The sequence below is a fragment of the Vibrio gallicus genome (assembly GCF_024346875.1).
Lineage (GTDB): Bacteria > Pseudomonadota > Gammaproteobacteria > Enterobacterales > Vibrionaceae > Vibrio > Vibrio gallicus.
On sequence record NZ_AP024871.1, the window covers coordinates 1,970,993 to 1,989,056 of the forward strand.

Below are 18,064 nucleotides of genomic sequence, written 5' to 3' on the forward strand. Positions count from 1 at the left end.
TTATGACTGAACCGTTAATTTCTGTCCGCGACCTATGCGTGGATTATATTACCGATGCAGGCGACGTACGTGCCTGTAATAAAGTAAGCTTTGACATCGCCCCAGGTGAAGTCTTTGGTCTAGCTGGCGAATCCGGTTGTGGTAAATCCACGGTGGCCTTTTCGCTGATGCGCCTACATAAGCCACCTGCATTTATCACTGGTGGTGAGGTGATATTCAATGGCGAAGATATCCTTCAATACAGCGATAACCGTATGCAAGGTTTTCGCTGGAGTGAGATGTCAATGGTATTCCAAAGCGCAATGAACGCGCTAAACCCAGTACTGCCTATGGAAGAGCAATTCTGCGATGTGATCATGCGTCATACCAATATGACCCGTGATCAAGCTAGAGTTCGAGCTGAAGGTCTACTTGAGATTGTCGATATCCACCCAAGTCGCTTAAGTGACTATCCGCATCAGTTTTCTGGTGGTATGCGTCAACGCTTAGTAATTGCAATAGCCCTTGCCTTAAACCCTAAGATGATCATCATGGATGAGCCGACTACAGCATTGGATGTAGTTGTACAGCGAGAGATCTTACAAAAGATCTATGCCCTAAAAGAAGAGTTTGGTTTCTCAATCTTATTCATCACCCATGACTTATCTCTGATGGTCGAGTTTTCTGACCGAATTGGGATTATGTACTCTGGAGAGTTGATTGAGGTTGCGCCTGCAAAACAGATCTTAGAGACCCCTTATCATCCGTATACCCGCGGTTTGGGAAGCTCCTTCCCACCACTAATTGGTCCGAAAACCAAGTTAACAGGGATTCCGGGAAATCCGCTTAACCTACTGCAAATACCGCAAGGCTGCCGTTTTCAGGCGCGCTGTGATCGCGTACATGAGGCTTGTCGTAGCGACGCAACTCACCTAAGACAGATAGAGCCTAACCGCTATTCAAACTGTCACCTTTACGGTGAGCCAATCATTCAAACGGCAGTTAGCTAGAGCTATTCGGAGAACAAACATGAGTAAACCTACAGGCGAGCTACTAATTGAAGGCAAAAACCTAGTCAAAGACTTTCCAGTCAGCAGCCATGCACTAAAAAACCCAATGATGCGTGCTATCAACGACGTATCATTCAAGATGTACAAAAGCCGCGGATTGGCCGTAGTTGGTGAGTCCGGCTCAGGTAAGTCAACCACAGCTAAAATGATAGCTAAGATGTATGCCCCAACAACGGGCAACATCGAATATCGTGGAAGAGATATTCAAACTATTCAGAAAAAGAAAGAGCTGATGCACTACCGCGAAGGTGTGCAGATGGTATGGCAAGACCCGTTTGGCTCACTAAACCCGACCCACAACATCTTCCACCATATTGCTCGACCACTGATCATTCATAACAAGGTATCAGCCAGTAATAAAAAAGAACTGCAAGAGCGCGTCTACGATCTTTTAGATCAGGTCGGACTGATCCCACCGAAAGAAACTGCGGCTAAATTCCCGCATCAACTATCTGGTGGCCAGCGTCAAAGGGTTAACCTTGCCCGAAATATCGCAGTTGGAGCTGAGGTGGTATTAGCCGATGAACCAACATCCATGCTAGATGTTTCGATTCGTGCAGGGGTGTTAAATCTGATGGAAGAGATGAAGTTTGAGAAGCAAATGTCTCTGCTTTACATCACTCACGACATCGCAACAGCACGTTACATCGCCGAAGATATCTCAGTAATGTATGTCGGGCATATGGTGGAATGGGGTGATACCGATGAGGTTATTGCAAACCCTCAGCACCCATATACTCAATTGCTGATCTCTGCCGTGCCCGATCCATCTAAATCGATTCACGAGAAGCTTAAAGGCAATAAGGGTGAGATCCCGCTTTGGACACCAGAATCAGTTGGCTGTCCATTTGCTGGGCGTTGCCAACAAGCGACAGAGCAATGTAAAGAGAAACTACCTGGGGTAACTCAGTTATCTGAAAACCATTTTGTACGCTGCTACTTGCACGAAAAATAATCTAACGATTCACTCCTTTATGCCCCCGTCAAGGGGGCAATTTTTATAACGAGACAGATATGAAGATCCTTATTAATCACCTTGGATTTTCGCCAAAGAGTCCAAAGAAGGGGGTTATGCTTGCCCCTGATAGTGCACACTCTGGGCATGTAGAGATCCGCCGCTGTAGCGACCATCAACGAGTTCTTGAGGTGCCGCTTGGCTCTCCTACTATTACCGACAATTGGCAAATTGGGTATAGCTATGAATTTGATTTTTCAGCTTTAACCAATATTTGCGAGTACTATGCCAGCTATAACGAGACTCACTCTCACCATTTCGCCATCTCGCAAAGGCTGCTATATCAACACACCTTTTCCGATGTAATCCATTACTTTAAATCGCAGCGTTGCGGTGGTATCTATGATGAAGCTGATCGACGCGCTACTATATTTGGCAGTGAAGAGATCAGAGACGTACAGGGTGGTTGGTATGACGCCTCTGGGGATGTCAGTAAATATCTAAGTCATCTATCTTATGCTAACTATCTAAATCCACAGCAAATACCATTAGTAGTCTGGAGCTTACAACACAGCTTGCAAATACTAAGAGAGGCGCAAATTGCACCTCAATACACTCAAACTCGACTCATCGAAGAAGCCAAGCATGGCGCAGATTTCTTATTGAAAATGCAGCACCAATCTGGCTTTTTCTATATGACGGTGTTTGATAAATGGACTAAAGTCCCCCAGCAAAGGGAGCTATGTGCCTATCAAACCCAGCAAGGGTATAAAGGCAGTGACTATGAAGCTGGATTTCGTCAAGGTGGCGGCATGAGCATCGCAGCCTTAGCCGCTGTAGGTCGTGAGCCCCTAATTGAGGCTTCAATACGCACTGCCTATATTGAAGCGGCACAGAAAGGTTACTGGCACCTCAAGAAGCATAACCTCAATTATCTCGATGATGGTCAGCAAAATATCATAGATGAATATTGTGCGCTTGTTGCCTGTTGCGAGTTATACCGCACTACTACACAACAAACCTTTTTAGATGAGGCGCGCGCTTGGGCTAAGCAGCTGATGCTGCGTCAACATAGTGATGCCAACTACTGCGGATTTTGGAGTGCAAATGCGCAACGTCCTTACTTTCATGCCTCAGATGCTGGACTGCCTGTGATTGCTCTATCGCAATATGTGCAGTTAGAGACCGATCCTAAACAGGCAGAATTAGCGACCCATACCATAGAGCAAGCCATCACATTTGAACTCAATATTAGTCACGAAGTTGCGAACTCTTTTGCCTATCCTCGCCAGTACGTTAAAGACCTAGACAGCAGCAAACGCAGTGCGTTTTTTATTGCACAAAACAATGAGAGTGGCTATTGGTGGCAAGGCGAAAACGCTCGTTTAGCTTCGCTAGCATGTATGGGATACATGGTCAGTAACCAGGTGAAAGCAGAACTAAAAGTTGACCTACAACACTACAGTCAATCGTGTCTAGATTGGATATTAGGCTGTAACCCATATGACATGTGCATGCTAGATGGCCACGGTCACAATAACCCAGATTATCTTCCTGAGCTGGGGTTCTTTAATGCTAAAGGTGGGATATGTAATGGTATTACCGCAGGCTTTAACGACCCACATGATATTGCCTTTAATCCACAGCCTCAGGCTGACGATATGGAACAGAACTGGCGCTGGGCAGAGCAGTGGATCCCTCATGCTACTTGGTATCTACTCGCGATTGCACTGCAAGCAAAACAGGAGAGCTTATGAGTTATCTAGTCGGCATCGACGGTGGTGGAACCTCCTGCCGTGCGCGGGTAACAACCGAGCAAGGCGAGTGGCTAGCCGATGGAAAAAGCGGCAGTGCAAATCTGCTCCTTGGCCCTAGCCGCGCTCTAGATGCGATAATTGAATCCTTGTTAGATGCTGGGTTTCACGCAGAGCAATTTAAGGACATGCATATAGGAGCGGCATTAGCTGGCGCCGAACAAGCCAGTGCTTGGCTGGAGTTCATGGCCCTGCCTCATCCCTTTGCATCGATAACCCTAAACACGGATGCCTATGGGGCATGCTTGGGAGCTCACCAAGGTCAAGATGGCGCGATAATGATTGCCGGTACAGGCAGCTGTGGCATCTTGTTACAACAGGGGCAGCAACATGTAGTAGGTGGGCGCGAATTTCCAATCTCTGATCAAGGCAGTGGTGCGGTGATGGGGCTTAGACTGATACAACAAGTATTACTAGCCCAGGATGACATTCGCCCAAGCACTCAGTTAACCCAATTAATAATGACACATTTTGAGCATGATATTGATGCCATAGTGCTGTGGTCAAAGAGCGCTCTGCCCCGTGATTATGCCCAGTTTTCACCGCAGATTTTTGCCTTGGCCCAAGAGTGCGATCCCCTTGCGATTGAATTGCTACAGCAAACTGCACAAGATATTGAAATGTTTTTATGGGCTCTACACAAAAAAGGAGCCCGCCAGATCTGCCTAATGGGAGGGATTGCTGAACGCATTCAAGCATGGCTATCTCCGGCAATAAATCAATTTATCACTACACCGAAGGGAGACGCCATGCATGGCGCTCTAATGCTGGCCAATCAGCCACTCCACAATTTGTATTCACGAGGCTAACATGACACACCTGATTATCACCCAAAGCGTGTCCCAAAAAGACCAACATACCGCGCAGTTTGAGCTAACACTAAGCAACCAAACCCCGCACTCGTTAGAAGAGTGGAGCCTATGCTTCTCTATTACTCGCTTTCTAAAGCCAAATAGTAGCTCTATAGGAACACTCGCCCAATTAGGCAGTCGCTGCATCTTGAGTGACCTGCCTGTTATTGCGCAAGGCGACAGTATTCAGCTTTGTTTTGAGATGGAGAGCCCTGCTCTAAGATTGGAATGCGATGGTATTCTAGAGGCATACCTTGTAACCCAAACCGGCCAACAACCGGTAACAGTGCATGCCCCAACGCTCACTGAAGCCTATAATGAGCCGAGCGTTGTGCCAAGTGTAGAAGCCAGTGCCCTTCCAATTATTCCGATGCCCAATGAGGTCACGGTTACCCAAGGCACGCTGACTTTAGACAATATTTGTCATTATCAAGCTACTGCAGATGCCGCACTGCCTGCCATTATATGGTTAAAGCAAGCGGTGTCACAGATACAATTTGAAGCCAGCGACACTAACCCAAGCTTGGTATTTGAACAACTAGATTCACTCACCGAAGGCGGCTATCAGCTGTGCATAACGCAAAGCCAAGTCACCATTACCGCTAACGACCAGCAGGGCTTTCGCAATGCTATCGCTAGCCTAATACAACTACTTGGCTCAGGCACTGAGCTTACCTGTGTACAGATCCAAGATGCACCTCTGTATAGCTATCGCGGCATGATGCTAGATTGTTGTCGACACTTCCACAGCTTAGATACTGTAAAGAGTGTCATTGACCAACTTGCTCGCTATAAATACAACTACTTCCATTGGCATCTTACCGACGATGAAGGCTGGCGATTAGAAATTAACGCCTTCCCTGAGCTAACAGAGATCGGAGCGTGGCGAGGGCCAAATGAGGTTCTCACCTCTCAGTTTAGGCATATAGACCGTAAATACGGTGGCTACTACACCCAACAACAAGTACGTGAGGTTATTGAATTTGCTGACGCGCGCGGCATTACTGTTATTCCAGAAATTGATATTCCTGGTCATTGTCGCGCAGCAATCAAGTCTCTGCCACATCTACTGGTCGACAATCAAGACCACTCTAGTTACCGCAGTGTCCAACACTATACCGACAACGTTCTGTCACCAGCACTAGAAGGAACTTACCACTTCCTTGATACGGTTATCGAAGAAGTAGCGGCACTGTTTCCTGCACCTATGTTACATATTGGTGCCGATGAAGTGCCAGAAGGGGTATGGAGCGACAGTGAACTGTGTCAAAAACAGATGCAAACTCTAGGCTTAAACTCAGCCAAAGAGCTACAAGGCCATCTGCTACGTCACGTAGAACAAAAACTGGCGCAGCTTGGTAAGCGGATGTTGGGTTGGGAAGAGGCTCAGCATGGGGACAAAGTCAGCACCAATACCGTTATCTATTCATGGCAAAGTGAACAAGCAGCTATCGAGTGCGCCGGTAAGGGGTTTGATGTGGTATTGCAACCGGGTCAGTTCACCTATCTAGATATGGCGCAGGATTTTGACAAGACAGAATCTGGATTTTATTGGGCTAATGTCACCCCACTTGAACACGCTTATCACTATACACCGATGCAAGATATCGCCCATGACAACCCGATTCGTGACAAGATATTAGGTGTTCAAGCAGCGCTGTGGTGTGAGTTAATCGACAGCCCACAAAAGTTAAACTATATGGTTCACCCTAGGCTACAAGCTATAGCGGAGGTCAGCTGGACCCAGCCCCAACATCGTCAATGGCTCGACTTCTTATCTCGCCTAAAAAGCGACCTAAAAGGGCTTGATGCCAGAGGGATAAACTACAGAAACCCTTGGGGTAAGTAATTGCAATACCCCAGATAGCTCAAACGCTTGTCTGGGGTAATTTCCTGTTAGGAAAACGCCAACAGTGAGGTGGTTGCAAGCCTTACGTCAACATAGCTACCCACTTCAAGCTGCTCTGCAGAACTTGACAGCATTCGACAGCCATCAATCTCTACTACATATCGGAAGTGATCACCCATAAACTGCTGCTCAAGTACTCGAGTCGCACCCTGTTCATTTTTAGATAGCAATAGATGTTGTGGACGCAATAATATGTGCGCCTTATCCTCTACCTGTTGGTTGGCTGTAGCATGTACGATCCCCAATGAGGTTTGATACTTCCCCTCACCAAGGGCAATTGCAGGTAAGTAACTGCCACCACCAAGAAAGTCTGCTACAAAACGGCTAGAAGGGTTGTGGTAAAGGTCTGATGCACTACCAAACTGCTCAATCACTCCCTTATTCATCACTGCCATCTTATCGGCAAAAGCAAACGCCTCTTCACGGCTGTGGGTAACAAAGATAGCGGTAACCCCCGCCTTCTTAAATATGCCTCGGATCTGAGAGATCAACTTATGTCTAACTTGAGTATCAATATTAGAAAACGGCTCATCAAGCAGTAAAAGATCGGGATTGTAGGCCAGAGAGCGCGCAATTGCGACCCGCTGTTGCTGTCCACCTGATAACTGGTGTGGATAGCGATCCCCCAGCTTTTGCAGATGCACCATTTCAAGCATATCTTGTACACGTTCCGCTTGAATTTCTTTACTTAGATCCCGGATTCCAAAACAGATATTCTGCGCTACGGTCAAATGAGGAAATAGCGCATAGTCTTGGAAGATCATTCCTATGTTACGCTGTTCAGGAGCAAGCCAACGCTTACCATCATCGATAATATGGCCGTTGAGCTCTAGATGTCCCTGAGTCAAAGGAAGCAGCCCTGATATTGCTTTTAATAGGGTTGTTTTTCCGCAGCCACTGGCCCCCAACAAACAGACTATCTCTCCTTGTTGAACCGTCAAAGAAAGGTTCTCTAGCACTACCTGAACATCATACTTACAGGTTAGATTCTTAATGGTTAATGTACGGCTCATTAGTGTGCTTGCTCCAGAGAACGGTTAACAATTATTAAGGGGATAAGTCCAACTAAAACCAACAGCACCGCAGGCATTGCGGCCAGCTCAAGCTGCTCATCTGAGGCGAAGTTGTAGACGTAAGTCGCAAGGGTTTCAAAGTTAAATGGTCGCAACAATAAAGCCGCATTTAGCTCCTTCATTGACTCAATAAACACCAATAGAAATGCGATCAAAGCACCTCTTTTCATCAGTGGAATATGAACCCTAGTTAGCATCTGAGTGCTATTGCACCCCATAGTACGTGCAGCCATATCCAATGAGGGCGATACCTTATTAACACTGCTTTCGATAGTGCCAATCGCCACGGCAGAAAAACGCACCACAAAAGCAAACACCAGGGCAAACATTGACCCAGACAAGATTAATCCCGGCCTGCCCCAATCCATATACTTTGCCACATCATTGATCCAGTGATCAGCGGTAAGCACGGGTACCATAATGCCGATAGCCAACACAGTTCCGGGTACGGCATACCCCAATGAGGCACCGCGCGCACAGGCATTACCTAGTTTTGAGTTAGAAAGCCTCTGATTAAAGTTCACTAAGATTGCCACCATCAAAGCAAAGCTTGCAGCCATCACAGAAACCTTGAGGCTATTAATTGAGTATTGATAAAACTCAGTGGTCCAGCTTTGCTCAAAGTAGGCTAACGCATACATACCAAGTTGTATCAGAGGAAAAATAAACGCCACAGCCACAATAGACCAACACCAGATAACGGCAGCCCACTTCTTCCAACCGTGCAATTGATATCGAAATTCTTCATGGCTATTAAATTGATGTTGAAACAACTTTTGGCGGCGTCTGCTATAGCGTTCACTACTGATCAATAAAATGATCACCAGCAACATTACCGCCGAGATCTTGGCCGCTGCGCCAAGGTTTGAGTAGCCAAGCCAGGTATCATAAACAGCGGTAGTAAGGGTACTAACGGCGAAGTAGTTCATGGTCCCAAAATCCCCTATCGCCTCCATCGCGACCAAAGACAATGAAACAGCGATAGAAGGACGAATGATAGGTAGGGAAATACGCCAAAAACTCTGCCATGGTGAACACTTCAATAGCCTAGCTGACTGTAAAATACTCACGCTCTGCTCCATAAAAGCAGCGCGACATAATAGGTACACATAAGGGTAAAGCACCAATGACATCACCCATATTGCCCCGCCTAAGGTGCGCATATCAGGAAACCAATATTCGCGAGGCCCCCAACCCGTTAAGTCTCGAAGCATCACTTGAATTGGGCCTGCAAAATCGAACCAATCAGTAAATATATAACCTACGATATAGCCCGGCATTGCCATCGGCAATACCAGTGCCCATTGCAATATGCGAGCACTAGGCAGTTGACACATAGCCATTAGCCAAGCACTTGGAATACCAAGGGCTAACGACAGCAGCATTACACCAAATACTAACCAAAAAGTATTGCTTATATAGGTCGGCATTACGGTTTGCAATAGGTGTGAAAACAGCTCGTTATCACCGCCTAAGCTGGTATAGAAGATAGCAAGAATAGGTAACACCAAAATCAGGGAAACTAGACCGCTGCTGATGTTAAATAGAGGATAATGTTCTTTCATTTAGGAGGTTCTATTGACCCTTTGGGTTTATTGGAATTTCACTTGTATCTGCAAAATCCAAGGAGCTTATAAACAACAAAAGGCGCTCAGTCTCTAAGACTCAACGCCAAACTCGTAATTATACGCGGGTTTTGTTCCTCGTTATGTAAAGTGGGTCTGATTTACAGATCAAACTTCACCTGATCTAACAGTTTTACCGCCTTTTCATGGTTATCGGCTATCTTCTCTAGAGCAAGGGTATCAGCCTTAAACTCGCCCCATGAAGCAACTAATTCAGAGCGTTTCACACCTGGTTTAACTGGATATTCATAGTTATCCTCAGCGTACATTTGCTGCGCCTTATCAGCGGTTAAAAACTCCATAAGCTTTATAGCGTTATCATGGTTTGGTGCATGCTTCGCCATTGCCATGCCGCTTACATTGACATGCGTACCGGTTGATTCTTGACCTGGGAAGTTAATATACACCGAATCAGCCCATACTTTTTGCTCGGCTGTTTCTAGCATCTTGCCTAGGTAATAACTATTGCCTAAAGCCAAGTCACATAAACCTTCTTTGATAGCCTTAACTTGGGCGCGATCGTTACCCTGTGGTTTACGCGCTAGGTTTGCTTTTACGCCTTCTAACCACGTCTTTGCCTCAGCTTCACCATAATGTGCAATCATCGCTGATACCAAAGATACGTTATAAGGGTGCTTACCACTACGAGTACAGATTTTGCCTTTGTACTCTGGGTTCGCTAAGTCCTTGTAGTCAAAATCAGTCGCTAATTTACCAACGCGATCTCGCGAAGAGTAAACATTACGCGCACGCAACGTTAGAGCAAACCATTCGTTGTCACTATCACGATATTGTGCCGGTACATTTTGATTAATCTGTTCACTATTAACCGGTTGAACTACCTCTTTATTTGCCAGTTCAACAAGACGGCTAATGTCAGTAGTTAACACAACATCAGCAGGGCTATATTCACCCTCTTTGGTAAGTTGCTCAGCAATCCCTGTTTTTGAGAATTTCACATTAACCTTGATACCGGTTTCTTTAGTGAATTCGTCAAACATAGGTTGAACCAAGAATGGTTGGCGGTAAGAGTAAACATTGACTTCTTCAGCAGCCATTGCGATAGGAGAAAGTACAGTGCCAACAGCAGCCGTCATAACCAAAAGATTCTTCATCTTGCTTTCCTAGTTAAAGTGAGAATAATTATCAGTTCGGTTATTATATTCACGCACCTATGCAAGGCAATGCTTAAAAACAAGTATTGGCGTACTTTTAATAGTTGTTGTTAGAAATTGTGAACGCGCGCATGATATTGAGAATCAATATCATGCGCGCGTTTTAAACATAGGCCTATAAATGGGTTTCCCCATAAAAAAAACCTGCCCAAGGGCAGGTTCGTTTATATTATCGTTTGTTAATTTGCTGTTTATTTCACAGTCATAAACTCTGGGTATGCACCAATACCACAGTCATGGATATCCATTCCTTCGATTTCTTCTTCTTCGGTAACACGGATTCCCATGGTTGCTTTAAGTATGCCCCATACCACTAAGCTTGCACCAAATACCCAGCCAAAGATAACCCCAGCGCCTAATAGCTGCATACCAAAGGTCGCATCAGCATTACTTAGAGGCACTACCATAAGACCAAAGAAACCACACACGCCGTGTACTGAGATAGCACCTACTGGATCATCAATCTTGATCTTATCAAAGGCTACGATACTGAACACCACAATAACGCCAGCTACTGCACCAATACCTACAGCGGCCATTGGCGATGGTGATAGAGGGTCAGCAGTAATAGCGACAAGACCCGCTAACGCGCCATTCAAAATCATGGTTAGGTCTGCTTTACCCCATGTTATCTTACAAACCAATAGAGCTGTGATTGCACCAGCTGCGGCAGCTGCATTCGTATTTAGGAAGATTTGACCAACAGCGGTTGCGTTTTCAAAGTCAGATATCATCAACTGTGAGCCGCCGTTAAATCCAAACCAGCCAAACCAAAGAATAAATGTACCTAGTGTTGCTAATGGCATGTTTGAACCCGGAATAGGGTGTACTGAGCCATTCTTGCCGTATTTGCCTTTACGAGCACCTAGCAGAATAACACCAGATAATGCTGCGGCAGCACCTGCCATATGTACAATACCTGAGCCGGCAAAGTCACTAAAGCCTGCTTCAGAAAGGAAGCCACCACCCCAAGTCCAATACCCTTCCATTGGATAAATAAACCCGGTTAATACCACACTAAAGATCAAGAAAGACCACAGTTTCATACGCTCAGCGACAGCACCTGATACCACTGACATAGAGGTTGCAACAAATACTACTTGGAAAAAGAAGTCAGACTCTAGGGAGTGATCTGCGCCCTCACCCTGAGAACCAATCAGGCTCCCAAATGATGGTAGCCAGCTACCCGCACTATTATCAACGTACATAATGTTGTAACCAACAACTAGGTATACGGTACACGCTATCGCATATAGGCAGAAGTTTTTGGTAAGGATTTCAGTGGTGTTCTTAGAGCGTACTAGCCCAGCCTCTAGCATTGCGAAGCCGGCTGCCATCCACATGACCAACGCACCTGAAATCAAAAAGAAGAATGTATCTAGAGCGTAGCGAAGCTCAGTTACTGTTGCTGCAATTTCCATAATTAACTCTCTCGTCCGTGATAAATTAAAGGGCTTCGGTATCTAGCTCACCAGTACGGATGCGTACCGCTTGAGATAGGTCATAAACAAAAATCTTACCGTCACCAATTTTTCCGGTATGAGCTGCTTTGGATACCGCTTCAATCACTCGATCAACATTCTCGGCTTGAGTTGCAATCTCTAACTTTACCTTAGGTAGAAAATCAACTTGATATTCAGCACCACGATATAGTTCTGTGTGACCCTTTTGACGACCGAAGCCTTTTACTTCAGAAACTGTCATTCCTTCGATGCCCACATCAGACAGTGCTTCTCGCACATCGTCCAATTTGAAGGGTTTAATTATTGCGTTAATGAGTTTCATCGCTTTCCCTCTGCGTAGTTAATTCGATAACAATCATATTAATACAAAGGGCGTGCCAACTTTTTAAGTCATTGAAAATCAAAGATAATTATATTTAAATGTAAATAAACCCTCATCAATGCACAAATTTAGTGCAACCTATTCACCAAAAAAGAACATTTATTTATCAAAACACCATTTTAGTGCATTACCTAAATGGTGGATTATTGACCGGTGGTAACAAAGCGTAGCCATTGCTGAATAAGAGCCTCAAAATCTTCTAGCCCACACACCGCATAGCTTTCACTATCATACAGCTCAAAATCAGGCTCAAGTTCATGTTCAGACTGAAATAACATTGCGTTCTCTTGAACAAGAACCTCACCAGATTCGATGGTGAGGGAGATTTCATTACCCACTAATTTATGAGCCTCACAGAAGCTTTGCTGGGCTACAGCAATCAAAGCATTAACTTGCTCAATTTTGGTTAGATCACGACCAACCTCTTCTTGTAACCAGCGACCAATGATCTCATGCCCCATACTGGTTCGAACGCTAAACTCGCCAAATCCACGCTTAAACTCAAATTCCATGCTTGCCTCAATCACTTTAGTTTGAGCTCGGATTTTACCGCAAAAAAAACCGCTGCAAAGCAGCGGTTTGATCTTTTATTTATATTGTTGCTTAAGCAGGCTCTTGAAAAATAACCGTGTCTGCTTTTTCTGTGTACTGTCCCATGCGATGGAAGTTCAGGTAACGGTAAGTATCCGCTGCCGTCGCGTCGATCTGCGATGAGTACTCTAGGTATTCTTCCTTAGTCGGAATACGACCTAAAATAGCCCCTACTGCCGCAAGTTCTGCTGAAGCCAAATAAACATTAGCGCCATTACCTAAACGGTTCGGGAAGTTACGTGTGGACGTCGAGATTACCGTTGCTTTGTCCGCAACGCGCGCTTGGTTACCCATACACAGTGAACAACCTGGAGTTTCGATACGAACCCCTGCACGTCCAAAGATGCCGTAGTAGCCTTCTTCTGTCAGTTGGTCACGGTCCATCTTAGTCGGAGGTGCAACCCAAAGACGAGTATCTAGCTGGCCGTTGAATTTCTCCAATAGCTTACCTGCTGCGCGGAAGTGCCCAATATTGGTCATACATGAGCCAATGAATACCTCATCAATATCAGTACCTTGTACTTCAGATAGTGGACGTGCATCATCAGGATCATTAGGTGCGCACAAGATTGGCTCATCGATCTCAGCCAGATCAATCTCAATCACATGCTTATACTCAGCGTCTTTATCCGCTTGCATCAGCTCTGGACTATCTACCCACTCTTGCATAGCGGTAATGCGACGCTCAATAGTACGGCGGTCACCGTAACCTTCAGCGATCATCCACTTAAGCATCACTATGTTAGAGTTTAAGTACTCTTCGATAGACTCTTGAGAGAGCTTAACCGTACAACCTGCAGCGCTTCGCTCCGCAGATGCATCAGATAGCTCAAATGCCTGCTCTACGCTTAGGTGTTCAACACCCTCAATCTCAAGAACGCGACCAGAGAATTCATTGATCTTGCCTGCTTTCTCAACCGTAAGTAGACCTTGCTTGATGCCGTAATAAGGGATGGCATGAACCAGATCACGTAGCGTGATACCCGGCTTCATTTCGCCTTTAAAGCGCACCAAGATAGATTCAGGCATATCCAGAGGCATAACACCCGTTGCCGCAGCAAAGGCCACAAGACCAGAACCTGCAGGGAAAGAAATACCTAGTGGGAAACGAGTATGTGAATCACCGCCCGTACCGACAGTATCAGGAAGCAACATACGGTTTAGCCATGAGTGGATAACACCATCACCTGGGCGAAGCGATACACCGCCGCGGTTCATGATGAAATCAGGTAGTGTATGGTGAGTATTTACATCAACAGGTTTTGGATACGCTGATGTGTGACAGAAAGACTGCATCACAAGGTCAGCAGAGAAGCCCAAACATGCTAAGTCTTTTAGCTCATCACGCGTCATAGGACCGGTTGTATCTTGAGAACCCACTGTGGTCATTTTAGGTTCGCAGTATTGTCCTGCACGTACACCTTCTACGCCACAGGCTTTACCCACCATTTTCTGCGCTAGCGTGTAGCCTTTACTCGATGCCAATGGGTCAACAGGTTTAGCAAACAAATCTGTTTCTTCTAGACCTAGAGATGTACGAGCACGGCTAGTCAAGCCACGACCCACAATCAGAGGGATACGCCCGCCGGCACGAACTTCATCAAGCAGTACTTTGCCTAGTTCAAATGTAGAGATTACCTCACCGTTCTTACGCACTACGCCTTCATATGGGAAGATATCGATGACATCTCCCATATTCATGCTTTGCACGTCCAGTTCAATTGGCAATGCACCTGAGTCTTCCATAGTGTTATAGAAAATAGGTGCGATCTTTCCACCTAAACAGATACCGCCAGTACGCTTGTTTGGCACGTTCGGAATATCGTCACCCATAAACCACAGCACAGAGTTTGTCGCTGATTTACGAGAAGAGCCTGTTCCAACAACATCACCAACGTAAGCTAATGGAATGCCATCTTTTTGCAGCTCTTCTATTTGGCGAATAGGGCCTACACTGCCTTGCTCATCAGGATGGATGCCTTCGCGCTCCATCTTAAGCATGGCTTTTGCGTGCACTGGGATGTCAGGACGTGACCATGCATCGGGCGCGGGTGACAAATCATCCGTGTTGGTCTCACCTGTCACCTTGAATACTTTAACGGTAATTTTCTCAGCAACTTTATCTTTTGAGGTAAACCACTCGGCATCTGCCCACGATTGCACCACTTGCTTAGCGAATTCATTACCTGCTTTTGCTTTCTCTTCTACATCGTAGAAGGCATCGAACATAAGCAGTGTATGAGAGAGTGCTTTTGTTGCGATAGGGGCTAGTTCAGCGTCATCTAATAGGCTAACGAGCGGTTCAATGTTGTAACCGCCCTGCATGGTGCCAAGTAGCTCAGCCGCCTTTTGCTTGCTCACTAGCGGCGATTCAACTTCACCCTTAGTGATAGCTGTTAGAAAGCCCGCTTTAACGTAAGCGGCTTCATCTACGCCCGGTGGAATACGGTTTTCTAGAAGGTCTAAGATGAAGGTCTCTTCACCTTGAGGTGGATTCTTAAGTAGTTCGATAAGACCTGCGACTTGCTCAGCGTCTAGGGGCTTTGGAACCACACCCTGTTCAGCACGCTCAGCTACGTGTTTGCGATAAGCTTCAAGCACAACTTCATTCCTCTGATTTTGGTCTAAGAAGGTATCTTAGACGTCCTTGGATCAGGCGCCAAACTCATTGATAAATAGAGTCCTCTTGTTTGTGCAAACAAAAGCTTTAGACGCCAAATGGTCGCTTGAGGATATCAAATTTAACTTTAAATTAAAATCTAACTCATTTGATCAACACTACAAGTTGTGATGAAACTTTCGACTATTTCTATCAATTACCGAAACGAGTTACCTATTATCAGATATACCGAACTCATATTGTCTTCAGTTTGACCATACCCCAGGATGACAGGGCCAAGTGGCGAATCTATGCCAGCAAATACAGAGCCTGCAACAAATAACGGCAGGTCTCCCCAGCTTCTATCTGAATTAGACCAAACCCCCCCATATTCCGCTGAAGCACCAATATAAATAGGGGATTGGAACATTCCAAAATCATTTTCAAACCAGCGGTAACGGTAAATAAGCTTACCAAATAACTTGTTACTACCAATCAATGAATTACGAGGAATACCGGACAGATTAAGGAAGCCACCTAGGTCATAGGGATCGATAGGAACTGATTTATTTTCAGAATCAAATATCCCAAGATCGGTACTTAAAACGAAGGTGTGTTTATCAAAAAAGGTATGAGCTGTGGCAAAATTGGCTTTGTATTCATCAACGCGCTCATCATCAGTATTTGGATCACTTGGGTCTTCAACTTTGTCAAACGAGCTAACATATTCAAGCTGTAAAAATGAACCTTTGGTTGGCAAAGAAAGGCTATCTAATGTGTCGTGCAGGTAACGGACATATAAGCCTATACGCTGAAATCCAATCGTTCCCTGCGAAGGTAGAAAAGAAACCTCTGCATTACCATGGGTATAGCGAACCCCAAATTTAATCTCATTCCACAATGCAGGCTGTAACCCTAAGCCTATATCGGCTTGAAACTGTTTATAAGTCAGTGGGATATAATCCGATGTATCACTTAAATCTTCGGTTTCATTACCCTGAAAATTATTGAGAGATACGTTTCTTCCCTCATCGGTATACTTAAAGGTTAAGGTATTAAATAACAGCTGGTTAGCAAAGAATGGCGAATACAGATCTGCGGCAATCAACTTGTCTGTACCAAGCTCAAAGCTGGTTCTTAGCTCTGCCCCTTGGCGGTTTAAGTCGGTAAAGTTTATCGACGCTCCCAAGCCATACTGACTCTGGGTAGTAAAATCATCTTCTAAGAAAAAACGGAAATTAAGGTAATTGGGTCCCCAGTCTTTCTCATCTACGTCCACAACTATTGCGTTTTCATCTTCTCGCTGTTCATACTTATAGGTGATTCGTTCAAATCTATCTAAAGCATAAAGGCGGTTAATCCCTTCTTCGATTTCATCTGCAGTTGGACGCGTTTCGGAGTCAAGGTTTATACGCCTCGCCAATAACTCGGAGTTATAGTGACTCTGATTTCGCACCTCTATAGTCTCAACGGGGATATTATCACCAAATAAAATCAGGTGTCGTTTAACCGCTTTTTGCTGCTGATACTTAGCATACTCTTGCTTGGAAATAGAGTAGCGTTCAAGCTCTTTTTTGTGTGCCATTGCCGCTTTATAGCCCAACACATAAGCACTTGGCATCGCACTAAAATCGGTAGTACCTATATCCCCAACCGCAGGCTTAATATAGGTGTCTTGATCGGTAAGCAATTTGGATTGTTCGACGGTGCCGCGCTGAACTAGATAGTTTGACAACTGTCCACCAACATCAAGGAAGCTACGGATTTCCTTTTGATTTTTATAATTGGATGAGATATCGACTGCGATAATACGCTCACCGCCCATCTCTTTCGCAAGGTCGACCGGCATATTATTGACGACCCCACCATCAACCAACGAGCGGCCGTTAATCTCATAAGGAGGTAATGCGCCGGGAACGGACATTGAAGCCATCATAGCATCGACCAAGTAGCCTTTATCTAGCACCACTTCTTCTAATTCCACGATATCGGTTGCCACCGCTCGATAGCGAATCGGCATATCGTCAAAGCTGTCCATGGATAATGGATTGCCCGAGGTTTGCCTAAGGATCCTTAGCATCCCCTGACCCTGAACCACTCCCTTAGGGGTTTTAAGGGTTCCCCAGCCAATACCAAGGTCGGTATTTAACTGATAGCGATCTTCATACTCTTTATCTCGCAATCGTCTGTCAGAGCGATTAACCTGATCTCGGTAGCCCGAATACCAATCGATACTACCTAGGTATCCCTCAATTTGATCAGCACTTTGACCTGAGGCATATAAGCCTCCGACATATGCTCCCATGCTGGTACCAGTAATAATATCAACCGGAACTCTAAGCTCTTCTAGCGCCTTTAGTACCCCAATATGCGCTGCACCTTTAGCCCCGCCTCCGGCAAGTACTACCGCTATCGTAGGGCGCTTAGGTTGTGCAGACTGGGACGAAGAAGCGGTTTGCGCCCACAAGGGAAAAGCAAACACAGAGAGCAGGCATGTTATAAGGGTACGGTGAAGCAAAGCTATTCCTAAATATCCATTTCCAGAATAGCTTAAACTTAACACATATTTATAAAGGTT

Annotated in this window: 13 protein-coding genes; 5 read left to right on the forward strand and 8 right to left on the reverse strand. The window is 45.4% G+C overall.

The window, feature by feature from the left end; all coding sequences use genetic code 11:
* Positions 1-2: 2 nt before the first annotated feature.
* Genes OCU28_RS09130 through OCU28_RS09150 form a run of 5 tightly spaced genes read left to right on the forward strand, consistent with a single transcriptional unit; the run spans position 3 to position 6,518 of the window.
* Positions 3-989 carry an ABC transporter ATP-binding protein gene (locus OCU28_RS09130; protein ID WP_261815898.1) on the forward strand — a complete coding sequence of 329 codons (987 nt, stop codon included), beginning with the start codon at positions 3-5 and terminating at the stop codon, positions 987-989.
* 19 nt (positions 990-1,008) lie between these two features.
* Positions 1,009-2,004 (forward strand): ABC transporter ATP-binding protein, encoded by a 996-nt coding sequence (locus OCU28_RS09135; RefSeq protein WP_261815899.1) that lies wholly within the window; start codon positions 1,009-1,011, stop codon positions 2,002-2,004.
* Between the two features lie 59 nt (positions 2,005-2,063).
* Positions 2,064-3,761 carry a glycoside hydrolase family 9 protein gene (locus OCU28_RS09140; RefSeq protein WP_261815900.1) on the forward strand — a complete coding sequence of 566 codons (1,698 nt, stop codon included), beginning with the start codon at positions 2,064-2,066 and terminating at the stop codon, positions 3,759-3,761.
* Positions 3,758-4,627 (forward strand): N-acetylglucosamine kinase, encoded by an 870-nt coding sequence (locus tag OCU28_RS09145; protein ID WP_261815901.1) that lies wholly within the window; start codon positions 3,758-3,760, stop codon positions 4,625-4,627. Before OCU28_RS09140 ends, OCU28_RS09145 begins: the two co-directional genes overlap by 4 nt.
* A gap of 1 nt (position 4,628) precedes the next feature.
* Positions 4,629-6,518 carry a beta-N-acetylhexosaminidase gene (locus OCU28_RS09150; RefSeq protein WP_261815902.1) on the forward strand — a complete coding sequence of 630 codons (1,890 nt, stop codon included), beginning with the start codon at positions 4,629-4,631 and terminating at the stop codon, positions 6,516-6,518.
* A 47-nt stretch (positions 6,519-6,565) separates the two neighbouring features.
* On the opposite strand, the gene OCU28_RS09155 is transcribed toward OCU28_RS09150, so the two are convergent.
* From OCU28_RS09155 to OCU28_RS09190, 8 genes are all read right to left on the reverse strand, one after another.
* Entirely contained in the window at positions 6,566-7,591 is a 1,026-nt protein-coding gene (locus OCU28_RS09155) for an ABC transporter ATP-binding protein (protein ID WP_261815903.1), read from the reverse strand.
* Positions 7,591-9,216, reverse strand: a complete 1,626-nt coding sequence (locus OCU28_RS09160; RefSeq protein ID WP_261815904.1) for an ABC transporter permease — start codon at positions 9,214-9,216, stop codon at positions 7,591-7,593. The genes OCU28_RS09155 and OCU28_RS09160 overlap by 1 nt, the downstream gene beginning before the upstream one ends.
* Before the next feature lie 161 nt (positions 9,217-9,377).
* Entirely contained in the window at positions 9,378-10,391 is a 1,014-nt protein-coding gene (locus OCU28_RS09165) for a Fe(3+) ABC transporter substrate-binding protein (protein ID WP_261815905.1), read from the reverse strand.
* Positions 10,392-10,642: 251 nt separating this feature from the next.
* A complete protein-coding gene (locus OCU28_RS09170; protein WP_261815906.1) occupies positions 10,643-11,872 on the reverse strand; it encodes an ammonium transporter in 1,230 nt (409 codons plus the stop codon).
* Between the two features lie 25 nt (positions 11,873-11,897).
* The gene (glnK, locus tag OCU28_RS09175; protein ID WP_261815907.1) at positions 11,898-12,236 is read right to left on the reverse strand and encodes a P-II family nitrogen regulator; all 339 of its coding nucleotides are present in this window, start codon (positions 12,234-12,236) and stop codon (positions 11,898-11,900) included.
* Positions 12,237-12,439: 203 nt separating this feature from the next.
* Complete coding sequence (locus OCU28_RS09180) at positions 12,440-12,808, reverse strand: YacL family protein (protein WP_261815908.1); 369 nt, start codon at positions 12,806-12,808, stop codon at positions 12,440-12,442.
* A gap of 91 nt (positions 12,809-12,899) precedes the next feature.
* Positions 12,900-15,488, reverse strand: coding sequence for a bifunctional aconitate hydratase 2/2-methylisocitrate dehydratase (gene acnB / locus OCU28_RS09185; protein ID WP_261815909.1), 2,589 nt, complete (start codon positions 15,486-15,488; stop codon positions 12,900-12,902).
* Between the two features lie 215 nt (positions 15,489-15,703).
* Entirely contained in the window at positions 15,704-18,004 is a 2,301-nt protein-coding gene (locus OCU28_RS09190) for a patatin-like phospholipase family protein (protein ID WP_261815910.1), read from the reverse strand.
* Positions 18,005-18,064 lie beyond the last annotated feature (60 nt).

Bases quoted from the DNA above. Each gene is read 5' to 3' on its own strand.
- OCU28_RS09150 (WP_261815902.1), top strand. From the start codon at position 4,629: ATGACACACCTGATTATCACCCAAAGCGTGTCCCAAAAAGACCAACAT.
- OCU28_RS09160 (WP_261815904.1), bottom strand. From the start codon at position 9,216: ATGAAAGAACATTATCCTCTATTTAACATCAGCAGCGGTCTAGTTTCC.
- OCU28_RS09170 (WP_261815906.1), bottom strand. From the start codon at position 11,872: ATGGAAATTGCAGCAACAGTAACTGAGCTTCGCTACGCTCTAGATACA.
- OCU28_RS09145 (WP_261815901.1), top strand. From the start codon at position 3,758: ATGAGTTATCTAGTCGGCATCGACGGTGGTGGAACCTCCTGCCGTGCG.
- glnK (WP_261815907.1), bottom strand. From the start codon at position 12,236: ATGAAACTCATTAACGCAATAATTAAACCCTTCAAATTGGACGATGTG.
- OCU28_RS09135 (WP_261815899.1), top strand. From the start codon at position 1,009: ATGAGTAAACCTACAGGCGAGCTACTAATTGAAGGCAAAAACCTAGTC.
- OCU28_RS09130 (WP_261815898.1), top strand. From the start codon at position 3: ATGACTGAACCGTTAATTTCTGTCCGCGACCTATGCGTGGATTATATT.
- OCU28_RS09140 (WP_261815900.1), top strand. From the start codon at position 2,064: ATGAAGATCCTTATTAATCACCTTGGATTTTCGCCAAAGAGTCCAAAG.
- OCU28_RS09180 (WP_261815908.1), bottom strand. From the start codon at position 12,808: ATGGAATTTGAGTTTAAGCGTGGATTTGGCGAGTTTAGCGTTCGAACC.
- OCU28_RS09155 (WP_261815903.1), bottom strand. From the start codon at position 7,591: ATGAGCCGTACATTAACCATTAAGAATCTAACCTGTAAGTATGATGTT.
- OCU28_RS09165 (WP_261815905.1), bottom strand. From the start codon at position 10,391: ATGAAGAATCTTTTGGTTATGACGGCTGCTGTTGGCACTGTACTTTCT.